Source organism: Enterobacter cloacae complex sp. ESBL7 (genome assembly GCF_041679625.1).
GTDB classification, from domain to species: Bacteria; Pseudomonadota; Gammaproteobacteria; order Enterobacterales; family Enterobacteriaceae; genus Enterobacter; species Enterobacter asburiae_B.
The window spans coordinates 1,952,051-1,969,605 of the sequence record NZ_JBGORN010000001.1 but is presented as its reverse complement, the minus strand read 5'-3'; the positions used below and the strand labels follow the sequence as shown (position 1 = coordinate 1,969,605).

Annotated in this window: 17 protein-coding genes; 11 read left to right on the top strand and 6 right to left on the bottom strand. The window is 56.7% G+C overall.

Annotation, left to right across the window (positions count from 1 at the left end):
- Positions 1 to 31: 31 nt before the first annotated feature.
- The 5 genes from ACERY3_RS09600 (at position 32) to rnd (ending at position 6,411) form a co-directional block, all read left to right on the top strand.
- Positions 32 to 1,942 (top strand): ATP-dependent DNA helicase, encoded by a 1,911-nt coding sequence (locus ACERY3_RS09600; RefSeq protein WP_202773231.1) that lies wholly within the window; start codon positions 32 to 34, stop codon positions 1,940 to 1,942.
- 66 nt (positions 1,943 to 2,008) lie between these two features.
- On the top strand, positions 2,009 to 2,704 hold the full coding sequence (gene tsaB / locus ACERY3_RS09595) for a tRNA (adenosine(37)-N6)-threonylcarbamoyltransferase complex dimerization subunit type 1 TsaB (protein ID WP_373225518.1): 696 nt from the start codon (positions 2,009 to 2,011) through the stop codon (positions 2,702 to 2,704).
- Between the two features lie 37 nt (positions 2,705 to 2,741).
- On the top strand, positions 2,742 to 3,323 hold the full coding sequence (locus tag ACERY3_RS09590; protein ID WP_033145820.1) for a Slp family lipoprotein: 582 nt from the start codon (positions 2,742 to 2,744) through the stop codon (positions 3,321 to 3,323).
- A gap of 203 nt (positions 3,324 to 3,526) precedes the next feature.
- Positions 3,527 to 5,212, top strand: a complete 1,686-nt coding sequence (fadD, locus tag ACERY3_RS09585) for a long-chain-fatty-acid--CoA ligase FadD (protein ID WP_373225517.1) — start codon at positions 3,527 to 3,529, stop codon at positions 5,210 to 5,212.
- 71 nt (positions 5,213 to 5,283) lie between these two features.
- Complete coding sequence (gene rnd / locus ACERY3_RS09580) at positions 5,284 to 6,411, top strand: ribonuclease D (RefSeq protein ID WP_115504063.1); 1,128 nt, start codon at positions 5,284 to 5,286, stop codon at positions 6,409 to 6,411.
- A 75-nt stretch (positions 6,412 to 6,486) separates the two neighbouring features.
- On the opposite strand, the gene minE is transcribed toward rnd, so the two are convergent.
- Genes minE through minC form a run of 3 tightly spaced genes read right to left on the bottom strand, consistent with a single transcriptional unit; the run spans position 6,487 to position 8,303 of the window.
- Positions 6,487 to 6,756 carry a cell division topological specificity factor MinE gene (gene minE / locus ACERY3_RS09575; RefSeq protein WP_008500504.1) on the bottom strand — a complete coding sequence of 90 codons (270 nt, stop codon included), beginning with the start codon at positions 6,754 to 6,756 and terminating at the stop codon, positions 6,487 to 6,489.
- Positions 6,757 to 6,759: 3 nt separating this feature from the next.
- On the bottom strand, positions 6,760 to 7,572 hold the full coding sequence (gene minD / locus ACERY3_RS09570) for a septum site-determining protein MinD (protein WP_029742160.1): 813 nt from the start codon (positions 7,570 to 7,572) through the stop codon (positions 6,760 to 6,762).
- Positions 7,573 to 7,595: 23 nt separating this feature from the next.
- Positions 7,596 to 8,303 carry a septum site-determining protein MinC gene (gene minC, locus ACERY3_RS09565; protein ID WP_023312186.1) on the bottom strand — a complete coding sequence of 236 codons (708 nt, stop codon included), beginning with the start codon at positions 8,301 to 8,303 and terminating at the stop codon, positions 7,596 to 7,598.
- Positions 8,304 to 8,426: 123 nt separating this feature from the next.
- Here minC and ACERY3_RS09560 point away from each other — a divergent pair, with 123 nt between their 5' ends.
- The 3 genes from ACERY3_RS09560 (at position 8,427) to ACERY3_RS09550 (ending at position 9,943) form a co-directional block, all read left to right on the top strand.
- A complete protein-coding gene (locus ACERY3_RS09560; RefSeq protein WP_029742143.1) occupies positions 8,427 to 8,702 on the top strand; it encodes a YcgL domain-containing protein in 276 nt (91 codons plus the stop codon).
- Positions 8,703 to 8,749: 47 nt separating this feature from the next.
- On the top strand, positions 8,750 to 9,409 hold the full coding sequence (locus ACERY3_RS09555) for a fumarylacetoacetate hydrolase family protein (RefSeq protein WP_039263627.1): 660 nt from the start codon (positions 8,750 to 8,752) through the stop codon (positions 9,407 to 9,409).
- A gap of 93 nt (positions 9,410 to 9,502) precedes the next feature.
- On the top strand, positions 9,503 to 9,943 hold the full coding sequence (locus ACERY3_RS09550) for a YcgN family cysteine cluster protein (RefSeq protein WP_033145818.1): 441 nt from the start codon (positions 9,503 to 9,505) through the stop codon (positions 9,941 to 9,943).
- Between the two features lie 123 nt (positions 9,944 to 10,066).
- Here the strand turns inward: ACERY3_RS09550 and dsbB are convergent, their stop codons facing one another.
- Together dsbB and nhaB are read right to left on the bottom strand one after the other, a co-directional pair.
- Positions 10,067 to 10,597 (bottom strand): disulfide bond formation protein DsbB, encoded by a 531-nt coding sequence (dsbB, locus tag ACERY3_RS09545; protein ID WP_087822769.1) that lies wholly within the window; start codon positions 10,595 to 10,597, stop codon positions 10,067 to 10,069.
- Between the two features lie 143 nt (positions 10,598 to 10,740).
- Entirely contained in the window at positions 10,741 to 12,279 is a 1,539-nt protein-coding gene (nhaB, locus tag ACERY3_RS09540; RefSeq protein ID WP_373225516.1) for a Na(+)/H(+) antiporter NhaB, read from the bottom strand.
- 200 nt (positions 12,280 to 12,479) lie between these two features.
- On the opposite strand from nhaB, the gene fadR reads away from it, so the two are divergent.
- Positions 12,480 to 13,199 carry a fatty acid metabolism transcriptional regulator FadR gene (fadR, locus tag ACERY3_RS09535; protein WP_023336056.1) on the top strand — a complete coding sequence of 240 codons (720 nt, stop codon included), beginning with the start codon at positions 12,480 to 12,482 and terminating at the stop codon, positions 13,197 to 13,199.
- A gap of 71 nt (positions 13,200 to 13,270) precedes the next feature.
- On the opposite strand, the gene ACERY3_RS09530 is transcribed toward fadR, so the two are convergent.
- Positions 13,271 to 14,803, bottom strand: coding sequence for a SpoVR family protein (locus ACERY3_RS09530; protein ID WP_023293929.1), 1,533 nt, complete (start codon positions 14,801 to 14,803; stop codon positions 13,271 to 13,273).
- Positions 14,804 to 15,124: 321 nt separating this feature from the next.
- Here ACERY3_RS09530 and ACERY3_RS09525 point away from each other — a divergent pair, with 321 nt between their 5' ends.
- Entirely contained in the window at positions 15,125 to 16,423 is a 1,299-nt protein-coding gene (locus ACERY3_RS09525) for a D-amino acid dehydrogenase (RefSeq protein ID WP_032658462.1), read from the top strand.
- A gap of 9 nt (positions 16,424 to 16,432) precedes the next feature.
- On the top strand, positions 16,433 to 17,503 hold the full coding sequence (gene dadX, locus ACERY3_RS09520) for a catabolic alanine racemase DadX (RefSeq protein WP_373225515.1): 1,071 nt from the start codon (positions 16,433 to 16,435) through the stop codon (positions 17,501 to 17,503).
- Positions 17,504 to 17,555 lie beyond the last annotated feature (52 nt).

The window sequence follows — 17,555 nt, the reverse complement described above, 5'->3', positions numbered from 1 at the left end:
TCCCTGTGCAAAAATACAGTGAGAGAGCACCGTGGCAGACGATTTTTCCCCTGAAGGTCAATTAGCGCAGGCTATTCCCGGCTTCAAGCCCCGTGAGCCTCAGCGCCAGATGGCGCACGCCGTTGCACGCGCCATCGATAAGGCTCAGCCGCTGGTGGTCGAAGCCGGAACCGGCACGGGTAAAACGTATGCTTACCTTGCTCCGGCGCTGCGCGCGAAAAAGAAAGTGATTATTTCCACCGGTTCGAAGGCGCTGCAGGATCAGCTCTATAGCCGCGATTTGCCCACGGTGGCGAAAGCGCTTAAATACAAAGGTCGTCTGGCCCTGCTGAAGGGGCGCTCTAACTATCTCTGCCTGGAACGTCTTGAGCAGCAGGCGCTGGCGGGCGGTGACCTGCCGGTGCAAACCCTCAGCGACGTTATTATCCTTCGCGCCTGGGCGAACCAGACCGAAGAGGGTGATATCAGCACCTGCGCGAGCGTACCGGAAGACTCGCCTGCCTGGCCGCTGGTGACCAGCACCAACGACAACTGCCTCGGCAGCGACTGTCCGCTGTATAAAGACTGCTTTGTGGTGAAAGCGCGCAAAACGGCGATGGATGCGGATGTGGTGGTGGTGAACCACCATCTGTTCCTCGCGGATATGGTCGTCAAGGACAGCGGTTTCGGCGAGCTGATCCCGGAGGCGGACGTGATGATCTTCGACGAAGCCCACCAGCTTCCGGACATCGCCAGCCAGTACTTCGGCCAGTCGCTTTCCAGCCGCCAGCTGCAGGATCTGGCGAAAGATTTCACCATCGCTTACCGGACCGAACTCAAAGATACCCAGCAGCTGCAGAAGTGCGCCGACCGTCTGGCCCAAAGCGCGCAGGATTTCCGCTTACAGCTCGGCGAGCCGGGCTATCGCGGTAACCTGCGCGAGCTTCTGGCGGATAAAAACATCCAGCGCGCGCTGCTGCTGCTCGATGATGCTCTCGAACTCTGCTACGACGTGGCAAAACTGTCGCTTGGCCGCTCCGCGCTGCTGGACGCGGCCTTCGAACGCGCCACGCTCTATCGCGGGCGGCTCAAACGGCTGAAAGAGATTAACCAGCCGGGGTTCAGCTACTGGTATGAGTGCACCTCGCGGCATTTCACGCTGGCGCTCACGCCGCTGACGGTGGCGGATAAGTTTAAAGAGGTGATGGCGCAAAAACCGGGAAGCTGGATCTTCACCTCGGCAACCCTGTCGGTGAATGACGATCTGCATCACTTCACGGAACGTCTCGGCATTGAGGCGGCGGAATCCCTGCTGCTGCCCAGCCCGTTCGATTACGAAAAACAGGCGCTGCTCTGCGTGCCTCGTAATCTGCCGCTGCCGAACCAGCCGGGCGCGGCGCGCCACCTGGCCGCGATGTTAAAACCGATGATCGAGGCCAACAACGGCCGCTGCTTTATGCTCTGCACCTCTCACGCCATGATGCGTGATCTCGCCGAGCAGTTCCGCGCCACCATGACGCTGCCGGTGCTGCTGCAGGGTGAAACCAGTAAAGGTCAGCTGCTACAGCAGTTTGTCAGCGCCGGGAATGCCCTGCTGGTAGCAACCAGCAGCTTCTGGGAAGGGGTGGACGTGCGGGGCGATACGCTCTCGCTGGTAATTATTGATAAGCTGCCGTTTACCTCTCCGGACGACCCGCTGCTGAAGGCGCGCATGGAAGACTGCCGTCTGCGCGGGGGCGATCCGTTTGACGAGGTACAGCTGCCGGATGCGGTGATTACCCTCAAGCAGGGGGTAGGGCGATTGATCCGCGACGTTACCGATCGCGGGGTGCTGGTCATTTGCGATAATCGGCTGGTGATGCGCCCTTACGGGGCGACCTTCCTCGCCAGCCTGCCGCCCGCGCCGCGGACGCGGGACATAAAACGCGCGGTGCGTTTCCTGGCAAACCCAACGGCGGAGTAATTTACTCCGGAGTGTGCTAAGATGCGCGCCATTTTGTGACTGACCCTTGCGAGAGCGCGACGACTGATGCGAATTCTGGCTATTGATACCGCGACAGAGGCTTGCTCTGTCGCTCTGTTGAACGACGGTGCTGTTTCTGCTCATTTCGAAGAGTGCCCACGGGAACACACCCAACGCATTCTGCCCCTGGTAAAAGCCATTTTAACCCAGGGCAACACCTCCTTAACCGACCTCGACGCGCTGGCCTTTGGCCGTGGCCCCGGCAGCTTTACGGGCGTACGTATCGGGATTGGTATTGCGCAGGGGCTGGCGCTGGGCGCCGAACTGCCGATGATCGGCGTCTCTACCCTCGCCACTATGGCCCAGGGCGCATGGCGCATGACCGGGGCAACGCGCGTGCTGGCCGCGATTGATGCCCGCATGGGCGAAGTTTACTGGGCCGAATACACCCGCGACGAGCAGGGCGTGTGGCGCGGCGAAGAGACGGAAGCCGTGCTCAAGCCGGAAGCGGTCACTGAGCGGCTGCAGCAGCTCTCCGGCGAGTGGGCAACCGTCGGCACCGGCTGGCCGGCGTGGCCTGACATGGCAAACGACACCGGGGTGACGCTGGTGGACGGCAACATGCTGCTGCCGGCTGCGGAAGACATGCTTCCGATTGCCTGCCAGCTGCTCGCGGCAGGAAAAACCGTTGCCGTTGAACACGCGGAGCCGGTTTATTTGCGAAACACCGTTGCGTGGAAGAAACTTCCGGGCCGCGAGTGAATCTCAGTAACAGGAACTGAGAAAAAGGAGTCGCATCATGGCGGTTCGAACTAAAGTAGTACGCCTTATTATGGCAGGCGCAGTTGCCATAGCACTGAGCGGATGCGTTTCCGTTCCTGATGCGATTAAGGGCAGCAGCCCGACGCCACAGCAGGATCTGGTTCGGGTGATGAATGCGCCTGAGCTTTACGTCGGCCAGGAAGCGCGCTTTGGCGGTAAGGTCATCGACGTACAAAACCAGCAGGGGAAAACCCGTCTGGAGATCGCGACCGTTCCGCTGGACAGCGGCGCGCGGCCGGTACTGGGTGAGGCCTCTCGCGGGCGTATCTATGCGGACGTCAGCGGTTTCCTCGATCCGGTCGATTTTCGCGGGCAGCTGGTGACCGTCGTCGGGCCGATTACCGGCGCCGTGCAGGGCAAAATCGGCAGCACGCCGTATAAATTTATGACCATGCAGGTCAACGGTTATAAACGCTGGCGGCTGGCACAGCAGGTGATCATGCCGCCTCAGCCGATGGATCCGTGGATGTGGGGTCCACATCCTTATCGTTACGGCTACCCGGGCTGGGGCTGGTATAACCCGGGTCCTGCACAGGTTCAGACGATCGTTACTGAGTAACTTACTGTTATTGTTAGAAAAGAGACAGTGGCTCAGCCGCTGTCTCTGTTTTTTTACGGATAAAACGAAAAAAAAGAGTGACGCGCTTCGCAACCTTAAATGTGAACAATTAATAAACTGGTACGCTGAGTTAATATAATGTTAACAAACTGTTTATTATCGGGGTTGTGATGACGACGAACACTCATTTCAGAGGTGATGCATTGAAGAAGGTTTGGCTTAACCGTTATCCCGCAGATGTTCCTGCTGAGATCAATCCTGACCGTTATCAATCCCTGGTGGAATTATTTGAGCACTCGGTAAGGCGCTACGCGGACCAGCCCGCATTCGTGAATATGGGCGAGGTCATGACGTTCCGTAAGCTTGAGGAGCGTAGCCGGGCGTTTGCGGCGTATCTTCAGGAAGGGCTGGGGCTGCAAAAAGGGGACCGCGTCGCGCTGATGATGCCGAACCTGCTGCAATACCCGGTGGCGTTGTTCGGTATACTGCGAGCCGGGATGATTGTCGTCAATGTCAACCCGCTGTATACCCCGCGCGAGCTGGAGCATCAGCTGAACGACAGCGGCGCGGCCGCGATTGTCATTGTGTCCAACTTCGCCCATACCCTGGAAAAAGTGGTCGACAAAACCCAGGTTAAACACGTTATCCTGACGCGCATGGGGGATCAACTCTCCACTGCCAAAGGCACGCTGGTTAACTTTGTCGTTAAATACGTCAAGCGCCTGGTGCCAAAATACCACCTGCCGGACGCCATCTCCTTCCGCCGCGCGCTGCATGCGGGCTACCGTATGCAGTATGTGAAACCCGAAGTGGTGGCGGAAGATCTTGCGTTTCTGCAATACACGGGCGGGACCACCGGCGTCGCCAAAGGGGCCATGCTTACCCACCGCAATATGCTGGCAAACCTTGAACAGGTGAACGCCACCTACGGGCCGCTTCTGCATCCGGGCAAAGAGGTGGTGATCACCGCGCTTCCGCTGTATCACATCTTTGCGCTGACCATGAACTGCCTGCTGTTTATTGAACTGGGTGGTCAGAACATCCTCATCACCAACCCGCGCGATATCCCGGGCCTGGTGAAAGAGCTGGCGAAATACCCGTTCACCGCCATGACCGGGGTTAATACGCTGTTTAACGCGCTGCTTAATAACAAAGAGTTCCAGCAGCTGGATTTCTCCACGCTGCATCTCTCTGCGGGCGGCGGCATGCCGGTTCAGCAGGCGGTCGCCGAGCGCTGGGTGAAGCTCACCGGTCAGTATTTGCTGGAAGGCTATGGGCTGACGGAATGTGCTCCGCTGGTCAGCGTGAATCCACACGATATCGACTATCACAGTGGAAGCATTGGTCTGCCGGTTCCTTCCACCGAGGCCAAACTGGTCGATGATAACGATAAAGAAGTCGCGCCGGGCGAGCCGGGTGAGCTTTGCGTCAGAGGTCCGCAGGTGATGCTGGGTTACTGGCAGCGTCCCGATGCGACCGACGAAATCATCAAAGACGGCTGGCTGCACACCGGTGATATTGCGGTAATGGATGACGAGGGCTTCCTGCGCATCGTCGATCGCAAGAAAGATATGATCCTGGTCTCCGGCTTCAACGTCTATCCGAATGAGATCGAAGACGTGGTTATGCAGCACAGCGGCGTACTTGAAGTGGCGGCTGTCGGCGTCCCTTCCGGCAGCAGCGGTGAAGCGGTTAAAATATTTGTGGTCAAGAAAGATCCTTCCCTGACGGAGGAGGCGCTGGTAACGTTTTGCCGTCGTCAGCTGACGGGCTACAAGGTGCCGAAGCTGGTTGAATTCCGCGATGAGCTGCCGAAATCCAACGTCGGAAAGATATTACGACGAGAATTACGTGACGAAGCCCGTGGCAAAGTAGACAATAAGGCCTGAGCTTCACGCTAATCGCCCAGACGCCGGTTAAGCCGGCGTTTTTTATGGGCGCAAACAAAAGAGAACCCGTTTTGAATTACCAGATGATCACGACCAACGACGAGCTGGCTTCGCTGTGCGAAGTGACGCGCGACTTTCCTGCTATTGCCCTGGATACCGAGTTTGTCCGTACCCGGACCTATTATCCGCAGCTGGGTTTGATTCAGATGTACGACGGTAAACACGTGTCGCTGATTGACCCTCTCGGCATTACCGACTGGACGCCGATGCGTGACCTGCTGCTCGATACCGCCGTGACGAAATACCTGCACGCAGGCAGTGAGGATCTGGAAGTCTTTCTGAACACCTTTGGCATCATGCCCCAGCCGCTGATTGACACGCAGATCCTCGCGGCATTCAGCAATCGTCCGCTCTCATGGGGCTTTGCTGCCATGGTGGAGGAGTATACGGGCCTGACGCTGGATAAAAGCGAATCCCGTACCGACTGGCTGGCACGCCCGCTTACCGAGCGTCAGCTGGAATATGCGGCGGCAGACGTGTTTTACCTGTTGCCGATTGCCGGACAGCTGATGAAAGAGGCAGAAGCCTCCGGCTGGCTCGCTGCTGCGCTGGACGAGTGCCGTATGACCCAGCAGCGTCGTCAGGAAGTGGTTGACCCGAAAGAGGCCTGGCGCGATATCAGCAACGCCTGGCAGCTGCGTACGCGTCAGCTGGCATGCCTGCAGCTGCTGGCAGACTGGCGCTTGCGTAAAGCGCGCGAGCGCGATCTGGCCGTTAACTTTGTGGTTCGCGAAGAGCATCTCTGGGCAGTCGCGCGCTATATGCCGGGCAGCCTGGGCGAGCTGGACAGCATTGGTCTTTCGGGCAGCGAGATCCGCTTCCACGGTAAAACCCTGCTGGCGCTGGTCGCCAAAGCGCAGGAGCTGCCGGAAGATGCGCTGCCGGAACCGCTGCTGAACCTGATGGACATGCCGGGCTATCGCAAAGCGTTTAAGGATATCAAAGCGCTGGTGCAGGCAGTTGCAACGGAAAGCAAGCTGAGCGCGGAACTGCTCGCCTCACGTCGTCAGATTAACCAGCTGCTGAACTGGCACTGGAAGCTGAAGCCGCAGAATGGCGTGCCGGAGATGATGGCGGGATGGCGCGGGGAATTGATGGCCGATCGCCTGAATACGCTGCTGGACGGTTACCCGCGATAAAAAAATATGCCGGGCGATATACCCGGCATATTTCCCCGGTGGCGCTGCGCTTACCGGGGCGGCGAAAACACAAACCTACGGACGCGACTCTTCCGCTTCCGGGAGCGTAACGTTCAGCTCCAGAATCGAAATATCCCCGTCTTTTTGTTCCAGCTGCACTGTGACCATCTCCGGGTCAATCTGCACATACTTACAGATCACTTCCAGGATGTCCTTACGCAGCTGCGGCAGGTAGTGAGGCTCGGCGTCGCTACGACGACGCTCCGCAACGATAATTTGCAGACGTTCTTTTGCGATGTTGGCGGTGTTCTTTTTCCGCGAGAGAAAAAAGTCCAGTAATGCCATAACTTATCCTCCGAACAGGCGTTTGAGGAAACCTTTCTTCTCTTCTTCAATGAAGCGGAAAGGACGTTCTTCTCCCAGCAGACGGTCAACGGTATCGGCGTAAGCTTTACCTGCATCTGCCAATGTATCAAGGATCACTGGCTCGCCCTGGTTAGAGGCGCGTAACACGGACTGATCTTCCGGGATAACGCCCACCAGCTTAATGCGCAGGATCTCCAGCACGTCTTCCATGCTCAGCATGTCACCTTTGTTCACGCGGCCCGGATTGTAGCGGGTGAGCAGCAGGTGTTCTTTAATCGGGTCTTCGCCATTTTCCGCACGACGGGATTTAGAAGCGAGGATGCCCAGAATGCGGTCTGAGTCACGCACGGATGAAACTTCAGGGTTGGTGGTGATGATCGCTTCATCAGCGAAGTAGAGCGCCATCAGGGCACCGGTTTCGATGCCCGCAGGGGAGTCGCAGACAATGAAGTCGAAATCCATTTTTTTCAGATCGTCGAGCACCTTTTCCACGCCTTCACGGGTCAGGGCGTCTTTGTCACGCGTCTGAGAAGCCGGGAGAATGTAGAGGTTCTCGGTGCGCTTGTCTTTGATCATCGCCTGGTTAAGCGTGGCATCGCCCTGAATGACGTTTACGAAGTCATACACGACGCGACGCTCACATCCCATGATGAGGTCGAGGTTACGCAGACCGATATCGAAGTCGATAACGATGGTTTTCTTTCCCTTCTGGGCCAAACCAGTAGCGATGGCCGCGCTGGAGGTGGTCTTGCCAACGCCTCCTTTACCCGAAGTAACAACAATAATGCGTGCCATAGAAATTCCTTGTTAAAAAGGGATCAATTCAACGGTTGAACGGTCAACGCGTCGTCTGCCAGAAGCAGGCGAGCCGCTTTGCCATAAAATTCGGCTGGGATCTTGTCGCTCAGCCAATATTCACCTGCGATGGACACCAGTTCCGCCGTCAGGTGAGTACAAAATATTTGCGCATCTCGATCGCCACTTGCACCTGCGAGCGCACGTCCACGCATCATACCGTATACGTGAATATTGCCATCTGCAATCAGCTCAGCGCCAGCACTGACGTGGCTTGTAACAATCAGATCACAGTTTGGTGCATAAATGCGCTGACCGGAACGAACCGGCACATCAATCATTCGCGTTTTTGTGACGGTAGTAACGTTTTGCACCGCAGGAGGGGGCGTTTGCACGGCAACGGGTGCCGCACGCGAGGCTTTTTCTTTGCCCTCATTCAGAAGAGGCAGCCCCGCACGCTCAATTTCCGCTTTCAGCTCAGTATCTTTGCAGCCGCTGATGCCCACGATACGCAGTCCGGTCGAGGAGACGGCCTGCTGGAGAAGTTTCCAGTTAACCGGAGCCTCAAGACCGCTGACGTTGATAACAACAGGGGCGTGCTTCAGAAAGGCGGGAGCCTGGGCGATTTTGTCTTCTAACGCCTGACGAATAACCTCGGGTTTTGCATCATGCAAATGTACCACTGATAAGGTGAAGCTACTGCCTTTAAGCTCGATGGGCGTGTTTGACATCCTGGCCTTACTCAATTTGCTATTAACCGCAACCACTCGCTGCGATATTCCGAAGAGTATCAGGCATGTTATAGTCAGGAGTATATTGAGGCAAGCAACCACCCATTAATTCAGAGTAAAAACATGTTTTGTGTGATCTACAGAAGTACAAGCCGTGACCAGACCTATCTTTATGTCGAAAAGAAAGACGATTTTTCACGCGTGCCTGAAGAATTAATGAAGAACTTTGGCCGACCACAGCTGGCGATGCTGCTGCCGCTCGATGGTCGTAAGAAACTGATTAATGCCGATCTGGATAAAGTGAAAACGGCCTTAGCCGAGCAAGGCTATTATTTACAGCTTCCACCGCCACCCGAGAATTTATTAAAACAGCATCTTGAGGCGAACGGTAAAAAATAGTCTCAACTGTTTTTGGGCACAACACATCAACCGTTTAGGGGTCGACCATGTATCAACATCATAACTGGCAAGGTGCATTACTGGATTATCCCGTCAGCAAAGTGGTTTGCGTGGGCAGTAACTACGCAAAACATATTCAGGAGATGGGCAGCGCGACGCCAGAAGAGCCGGTCCTGTTTATTAAGCCTGAAACGGCGCTGTGCGATATCCGCCAGCCGCTGGCGCTGCCCCAGGGGCTGGGTTCGGTGCATCACGAAGTTGAACTTGCCGTACTGATCGGCGCGACGCTGCGCCAGGCCTCAGAAGAACATGTTAAAAAAGCGATTGCCGGATACGGCGTGGCGCTGGATCTGACCCTGCGTGACGTTCAAGGCAAAATGAAGAAAGCAGGGCAGCCGTGGGAAAAAGCCAAAGGGTTTGATAATTCCTGCCCGATTTCGGCGTTTGTGCCGGTGAGCGAATTTACCGGCGATCCGCAGGACACGCCGCTCAGCCTCAAGGTTAACGGCGAGGTCCGCCAGCAGGGCACCACGGCAGACATGATCCATAAGATTGTGCCGCTGATCGCCTACATGAGCCGCTTCTTTACCCTTAAACCAGGCGATGTGATCCTGACCGGAACCCCAGAAGGCGTTGGCCCGCTACTCAGCGGTGACGAGCTTGAGGTCGGTTTCAACGGCCTGTCGCTGAAAACCCGCGTGCTGTAACCCCATCTTGCCGCCTGAAGAGGGCGGCAAAACTTGCAACAACGTGCCAGACTCGTTATAAGGTGCGCTTTCTTTTGACGTGTGGACATCCTGATGAACGACATCCCTTTCTGGCAAAGCAAAACTCTCGACGACATGACTGACGCGGAATGGGAATCATTGTGCGACGGCTGCGGGCAGTGCTGCCTGCACAAGCTGATGGATGAAGATACGGACGAAATCTACTTCACCAACGTTGCCTGCAAGCAGTTAAACATTAAAACCTGCCAGTGCCGCAACTATGAGCGCCGGTTTGAATTTGAGCCTGACTGCATCAAGTTAACCCGGGATAATCTGCCGACGTTTGAATGGCTGCCACATACCTGCGCGTATCGCCTGCTGGCGGAAGGGAAAGGTCTGCCTGACTGGCATCCGCTGTTAACCGGTTCAAAAGCGGCGATGCACGGTGAACGTATTTCTGTGCGCCACATTGCGGTGAAAGAGTCCGAGGTGCAGGACTGGGAAGATCACATCATGAACCACCCGACCCGTTGAGATTAAAAAACCCGCCGAGGCGGGTTTTTTTGTGCTTGTGCGGCCTGATGCCCTCACCTCAACCCTCTCCCATGGGTGAGGGCGCAAACGCTAAAAACGGCAACCTTGGTTGCCGTTTTGCGTTTACCTTCCGAACAAATCGCGTTTCTTCGGTTTGAACGGCTGGGCAATCAGCACCAGCAGCGCCACGACGAAGTAGGCGGCAAAAATGCCCACCAGCCACTGCGGCATCTCCAGCGTCAGGAATTCCCACTGGCGAACGGAGCAGTCACCGGATGCGACAAACACCTGCGGCAGCCATTTGTCCAGCGGCAGCCAGCTCGGGAAGCGGGCGGCAAAATCACAGGTCATAAACGGTGACGGATGCAATTGCATCATGGTGTGCTGCCAGGAGAGTTCAATTCCTTTCCAGGCGCTGTAGAGCCAGATGGCAATACCGGCATAGCGAAGCGGCGATTTTGGGGCAATCGCACCCACCAGGCCCGCACCCATAATGCCGAACAGCGCGCTGCGTTCGTAAATACACAGTACGCAAGGTTTCAGTCCCATTACATGCTGGAACCACAGCGCGACCATTTCCAGCGCAAAGGCGGTCAGGGCCATTAACAACCACGCTCCGCGACCGCGGGAGCACTGGTTTAAAAATCTCAACATAATCATTTCCCTGGAACATGCTTAGAAAGCGCAGTGTAAACGAATTCGTTTTTCGCGCCACCTGTACCTGGCGAAATAAAACGTAATTGGATGTTTATCGTGCGAAAAGGCAAACGGGCAGCGAACTGCCCGAGATGCATAGTTTACTGCGCCGCAAGTATACCCGCTTGTATCAGCCATTGCGTACAGGGAATGAGGGTAATTTTGACGCAAAGCAATCCGACGATCGTGAGCACCAGCGTATAGGGCAGCGCCATCCATACCATCCTGCCATAAGAAAGACGTATGAGCGGCGCGAGGGCGGAGGTCAGCAGGAACAGGAAGGCGGCCTGGCCATTTGGCGTCGCTACCGACGGCAGGTTGGTGCCGGTGTTGATCGCCACGGCCAGCAGCTCAAACTGTCCGGCGCTGATAACGCCTTGCTCCATGGCCGCTTTAGCCTCGTTGATGTAGACCGTCCCGACGAAGACGTTATCTGAGATCGACGAGAGCAGGCCGTTAAACAGGTAAAACAGCGAGAGCTGAGCATCCGGTGACGCCTGTAATACAAAGGCAATAATCGGCGCGAACAGGTGCTGGTCGATAATCACCGCCACGACGGCAAAGAACACCGCCAGCAGGGCGGTAAACGGCAGGGCTTCGGTAAACGCCTTGCCGATGGCATGTTCGTCCGTCACGCCGGTAAAGGTGGTGGCGAGAATAATGACTGACAGGCCAATCAGCCCCACTTCGGCAAGATGGAACGCCAGCGCCGCGATAAGCCAGACGCCGATGATCCCCTGAGCAATCAGTCGTACCGTCTCCTGGCGCGTCCGCTGGCTTCGGCTCTGCACATCGAATTTATGCAGCTCCTGACGAACCGGCTCCGGGAGCTGCGCCCCGTACCCAAAGAGGCGAAACTTCTCCACCAGCAGACAGGTCGCCAGCCCGCAGATCAGCACCGGTACGCTCACCGGGGCCATTCTCAGGAAGAAATCACCGAAGTGCCAGCCCGCCGCTTTGGCAATGATCAGGTTTTGCGGCTCGCCGACCATGGTCATCACGCCGCCCAGCGCGGTACCCACGCCGGCATGCATCATCAGGCTGCGCAGAAACGCGCGGAATTGTTCCAGCACGTCACGGTTATGCGCCTCAACGTGGCTGTCATCCTGCAGGTCCTCATTTGGGCGAGAGGAGGCCACGCGGTGATAAATTCCGTAAAACCCAACCGCGACGCTGATCACTACCGCAACGACCGTCAGCGCATCCAGGAACGCCGACAGGAAGGCGGCGGCAAGGCAAAACGCCAGCGAGAGGAACATTTTCGACGGAATGCTGAGCAGCAGGCGCGTGAAGATGAACAGCAGCAGCTGTTTCATAAAGTAGATGCCGGCCACCATAAAGATCAGCAGCAGAAGCACTTCGAGATTAGACGCCAGCTCTGCTTTGACATGCTCGGCGCTGGTCATACCGACGACGACGGCTTCAAACGCCAGCAATCCGCCCGGCAGAAGGGGATAACATTTCAGCGCCATGGCCAGGGTGAAGATAAACTCCGCCACCAGCAGCCAGCCGGCGAGAAAGGGATTCACGCTAAAAATGATGGGATTAACGACCAGGAAAACCAACAATATCAGTTTATACCAGTCAGGAGACTGACCTAAAAAATTGCGCCATAGCGCGCGCCCAAAAGAAATTTCCACAACAGACGTCCTTCCCGTCAAGTAAGACAAAACATCAGTATACGCAAAAATCGCGGCCTGGAGGCGGGTAAGGCTGCATTGTAAATTTCACAAAAATGAAACGGCGATCCCTCTTTTCTCTCTTTGCCGCGCTACCTGCCACTGCGTGCCTCTGGTATGATGAGTCCAATTTGCTAAAGCTGTGTAATGGAAATCTCACTATGGTCATTAAGGCGCAGAGCCCGGCGGGTTTCGCGGAAGAGTACATCATTGAAAGCATCTGGAATAATCGTTTCCCTGCGGGGTCCATTCTTCCGGCTGAACGCGAACTCTCTGAACTGATTGGCGTCACTCGCACCACGCTGCGTGAAGTGCTTCAGCGGCTGGCGCGCGATGGCTGGTTGACGATCCAGCACGGTAAGCCTACGAAAGTGAACAACTTCTGGGAAACGTCCGGGCTGAACATTCTTGAAACGCTGGCGCGTCTTGACCATGAAAGCGTGCCGCAGCTCATTGATAATCTCCTCTCCGTTCGCACCAACATCGCGACGATCTTTATTCGTACCGCTTTCCGTCAGCATCCGGAAGACGCCCTTGCGGTGCTGGCCAGCGCGAACGAGGTGGAAGATCACGCCGATGCTTTTGCCACCCTCGATTACAACGTGTTCCGCGGCCTGGCGTTTGCCTCCGGCAACCCGGTGTATGGCCTGATCCTCAACGGTATGAAAGGGCTTTACACCCGCATTGGCCGCCACTACTTTGCCAATCCGGAAGCGCGTAGCCTGGCGCTGGGCTTCTACCACAAGCTGAGCAAGCTCTGTACCGAAGGTCTGCACGATCAGGTTTATGAGACGGTGCGCCGCTACGGTCACGATTCCGGTGAAATCTGGCACCGTATGCAGAAAACGCTGCCGGGTGATTTAGCGATTCAGACCCGCTAAAAGAAAAAACCTCTCATACGAGAGGTTTTTTTTTCGCCCGGTAAGCGTAGCGCCACCGAGCAAAAGCGTCACTACAGCGTATTCAACCGCGCCGGGCAACGTTCCAGCAGCTCGACGCTCCCGTCTTCATTCTGCTGCTCCAGCTGCACGTCAAAGCCCCACAGGCGATGCACGTGCTTCAGCACCTCTTTGCGCCCTTTATCCAGCGGCGCGCGATTGTGGGGGATATAGCGCAGCGTCAGAGAGCGGTCTCCGCGCAAATCGACGTTCCATACCTGAATATTCGGCTCAAGATTGCTCAGGTTGTACTGGGAAGAGAGTCGAGAGCGGATCTCACGGTATCCCTCTTCGTTGTGGATTGCGGAGATCTCCAGATAGTTGTTGCGGTCATCGTCCAGCACGGTGAAGAAGCGGAAATCACGCATGATCTTCGGCGACATAAACTGGCTGATGAAGCTCTCGTCCTTAAAGTCGCGCATCGCAAAGTGCAGCGTTTCCAGCCAGTCAGAACCGGCGATATCCGGGAACCAGTACTTGTCTTCTTCCGTCGGCGACTGGCAGATGCGCTTAATGTCCTGGAACATGGCGAAGCCAAGCGCATACGGGTTAATCCCACTGTACCACGGGCTGTTGTAGGGCGGCTGGAACACCACGTTGGTATGGCTGTGGAGGAATTCCATCATGAACCGCTCGGTCACTTTTCCCTCGTCGTACAGATGGTTAAGAATGGTGTAGTGCCAGAAGGTCGCCCAGCCTTCGTTCATCACCTGCGTCTGCTTTTGCGGGTAAAAATACTGGCTCACCTTTCGCACGATGCGCAGGATCTCACGCTGCCACGGCTCCAGCAGCGGGGCGTTCTTCTCCATAAAATAGAGCAGGTTTTCCTGCGGCTCGGACGGATAGCGACGCGCTTCGGCAATCGTTTTTTCCTCCTCACGCTTCGGCAGGGTTCGCCACAGCATGTTCACCTGGCTTTGCAGGTACTCTTCGCGGCTCTTCTGCCGGGCTTTCTCCTCCTGCAGGGAGATTTTCTGCGGGCGTTTGTAGCGGTCCACGCCGTAGTTCATCAGCGCGTGGCAGGAGTCGAGCAGTTTTTCCACTTCGTCCACGCCGTAGCGCTCTTCGCAGTCGGTAATGTATTTACGGGCGAAGATCAGGTAATCGACGATGGAGCTGGCATCCGTCCAGCTGCGGAACAGGTAGTTATTCTTGAAAAAGGAGTTGTGCCCGTAGCAGGCGTGCGCCATCACCAGCGCCTGCATGGTAATGGTGTTCTCTTCCATTAAATAGGCGATACACGGATTGGAGTTAATCACAATCTCATACGCCAGCCCCTGCTGGCCGTGCTTATACAGCCGTTCCGTTTCAATAAATTTTTTACCAAACGACCAGTGCGGATAGTTAATCGGCATCCCGACGCTGGAGTAGGCGTCCATCATCTGTTCGGACGTAATGACTTCAATCTGATGGGGATAGGTATCCAGGCGATATAGCTTTGCGACCCGGTCGATTTCGGCGAGGTAAACATCCAGCAGCTCGAAGGTCCAGTCGGGTCCATCGCTCAGACGTGTGTTGTCCTTGTTCAGGGAATCAATAGTAGCCATTAGCGCGCCCTCGTTGTGGGTGCTCTCTCTGTCTGGAGAGCCTCCTTTCAAGCATAGATCAACGTGTTAAAAAGCGTGCTGGGGCAGAAATTTTTTCTTTGCGATTTCGCGTTTTTGATACGGCAAAAAAACGGTATGTCTCAGCAGATTATGCTGGTTAAAAATAACGCGCAGCAGGAGATCCCAAATTAGCACTATCCCCTGATGCTGGGGGATGTGTGAGGTAAGTCACCATAAAAAAGTCGTATGTTGAATAATATTTTCAACTAGGTTATCAATCTGTAATTAGAAGATTGTTCTTTTGCACATAATGGAGTGGCTATGCGTGTTGTCATACTGGGAAGTGGTGTCGTTGGGGTAACCAGCGCCTGGTATTTAAGTCAGGCGGGACATGACGTAACCGTTATCGATCGTGAATCCGGTCCCGCGCTTGAAACCAGCGCGGCGAACGCCGGGCAAATCTCTCCGGGGTATGCGGCGCCGTGGGCTGCGCCGGGCGTTCCGCTGAAAGCGATTAAATGGATGTTCCAGCGCCATGCGCCGCTGGCCATCAGCCTTGATGGCACGCAGTTCCAGCTGAAGTGGATGTGGCAGATGCTGCGCAACTGCGACACCCGCCACTACATGGAGAACAAAGGGCGCATGGTGCGCCTGGCGGAATACAGCCGCGACTGTCTGAAAGCGCTGCGCGCGTCGACGGGGATTGAGTACGAAGGCCGCCAGGGCGGGACGCTGCAGCTGTTCCGCACCGAGCAACAGTACGAGAATGCCACTCGCGATATCGCCGTGCTGGAAGATGCCGGCGTACCGTACCAGCTGCTGGAAGCCAGCCAGCTTGGTCAGGTTGAACCGGCGCTGGCGGAAGTGGCGCATAAGCTGACCGGCGGCCTGCGCCTGCCGAATGACGAAACCGGCGACTGCCAGCTCTTTACGCAACGTCTGGCGCAAATGTGCGAGCAGGCGGGGGTGAAGTTCCGCTTCAACACCTCCGTCGACAAGCTGCTGTCGGAAGGGGAAAAAATTTACGGCGTGAAGTGCGGCGACGAGGTGATCAAAGCCGATGCCTACGTGATGGCGTTTGGTTCGTACTCCACCGCCATGCTGAAAGGCATTCTCGACATTCCGGTTTATCCGCTGAAGGGCTACTCGCTGACCATCCCGGTGAAAGAAGAGAGCGGCGCCCCGGTGTCGACCATTCTGGACGAAACCTACAAAATCGCCATTACCCGCTTCGACAACCGCATTCGCGTAGGCGGCATGGCGGAGATTGTCGGCTTCAACACCGAACTGCTGCAGCCGCGTCGTGAAACGCTGGAGATGGTGGTGGGCGATCTCTTCCCGCGCGGAGGTTTTGTTGAGCAGGCGACGTTCTGGACCGGCCTGCGTCCGATGACCCCTGACGGCACGCCGATCGTAGGGCGCACGCCGTTTAAAAACCTGTGGACCAATACCGGACACGGCACGCTCGGCTGGACAATGGCCTGCGGATCGGGCCAGCTGCTGAGCGACCTGATTTCCGGGCGCACGCCGGCAATTCCGTTTGACGATTTAAGCGCCGCGCGCTATCAATCGGGGTTTACGCCTTCGCGTCCACAGCACCTGCACGGCGCGCATAGCTAAGGAGTTGTCATGTCCCGTCCTGTTCTGGCCCAGCTGAACCTGCAGGCCCTGAAGGATAATCTGCAAATTGTTCGTCGGGCGGCTCCGGGGTCGCGCGTCTGGTCGGTGGTGAAAGCGAATGCCTACGGCCACGGTATCGATCGTATCTGGAGCGCGTTGAGCGCGACCGACGGTTTTGCGCTACTGAATCTGGAAGAGGCCATTCTGCTGCGCGAGCGCGGCTGGAAAGGGCCGATTCTACTGCTGGAAGGGTTCTTCCATGCGGACGATCTGCCGCTGCTGGATAAGTACCGGCTGACCACCAGCGTTCACAGCAACTGGCAGATTAAGGCGATCCAGGATGCGAAGCTCCATGCTCCGCTGGATATCTATCTCAAGGTGAACAGCGGCATGAACCGCCTGGGCTTCCAGCCTGAGCGGGTGCATACGGTCTGGCAGCAGCTGCGCGCCATGAAAAACGTGGGCGAAATGACGCTGATGGCGCATTTTGCCGACGCGGAAAAACCCGACGGTATTGCCGATGCCATGGTCCGCATTGAGCAGGCGGCAGAAGGGCTGGATTGCCCGCGCTCGCTGTCGAACTCGGCGGCAACGCTGTGGCATCCCGAGGCGCACTATAACTGGGTGCGTCCGGGGGTCGTTCTGTACGGTGCGTCTCCCTCAGGCCAGTGGCAGGATATCGCCAACAGCGGCCTGAAGCCGGTCATGACCCTGCGCAGTGAAATCATTGGCGTGCAGACGCTGAAGGCAGGGGACACGGTGGGCTACGGCAGCCGCTACCGGGCAAAGGGCGAGCAGCGGATTGGCATCGTGGCGGGCGGTTATGCCGACGGCTACCCGCGCATCGCGCCAACCGGCACGCCGGTCTGGGTCGATGGGGTTCGCACGGGAACGGTGGGCACCGTATCTATGGATATGCTGGCCGTTGATCTGACGCCATGCCCGCAGGCGGGCATTGGCTCACCCGTCGAGCTGTGGGGTAACGAAGTTAAGATTGATGATGTGGCTGCCGCGGCGGGCACGGTGGGGTATGAATTGATGTGCGCGCTGGCCCCTCGAGTGCCGGTTGTGACGGTGTAACATATATTTATGTCGGGTGGCGGCTTCGCCTTACCCGACCTACAAAACCCTC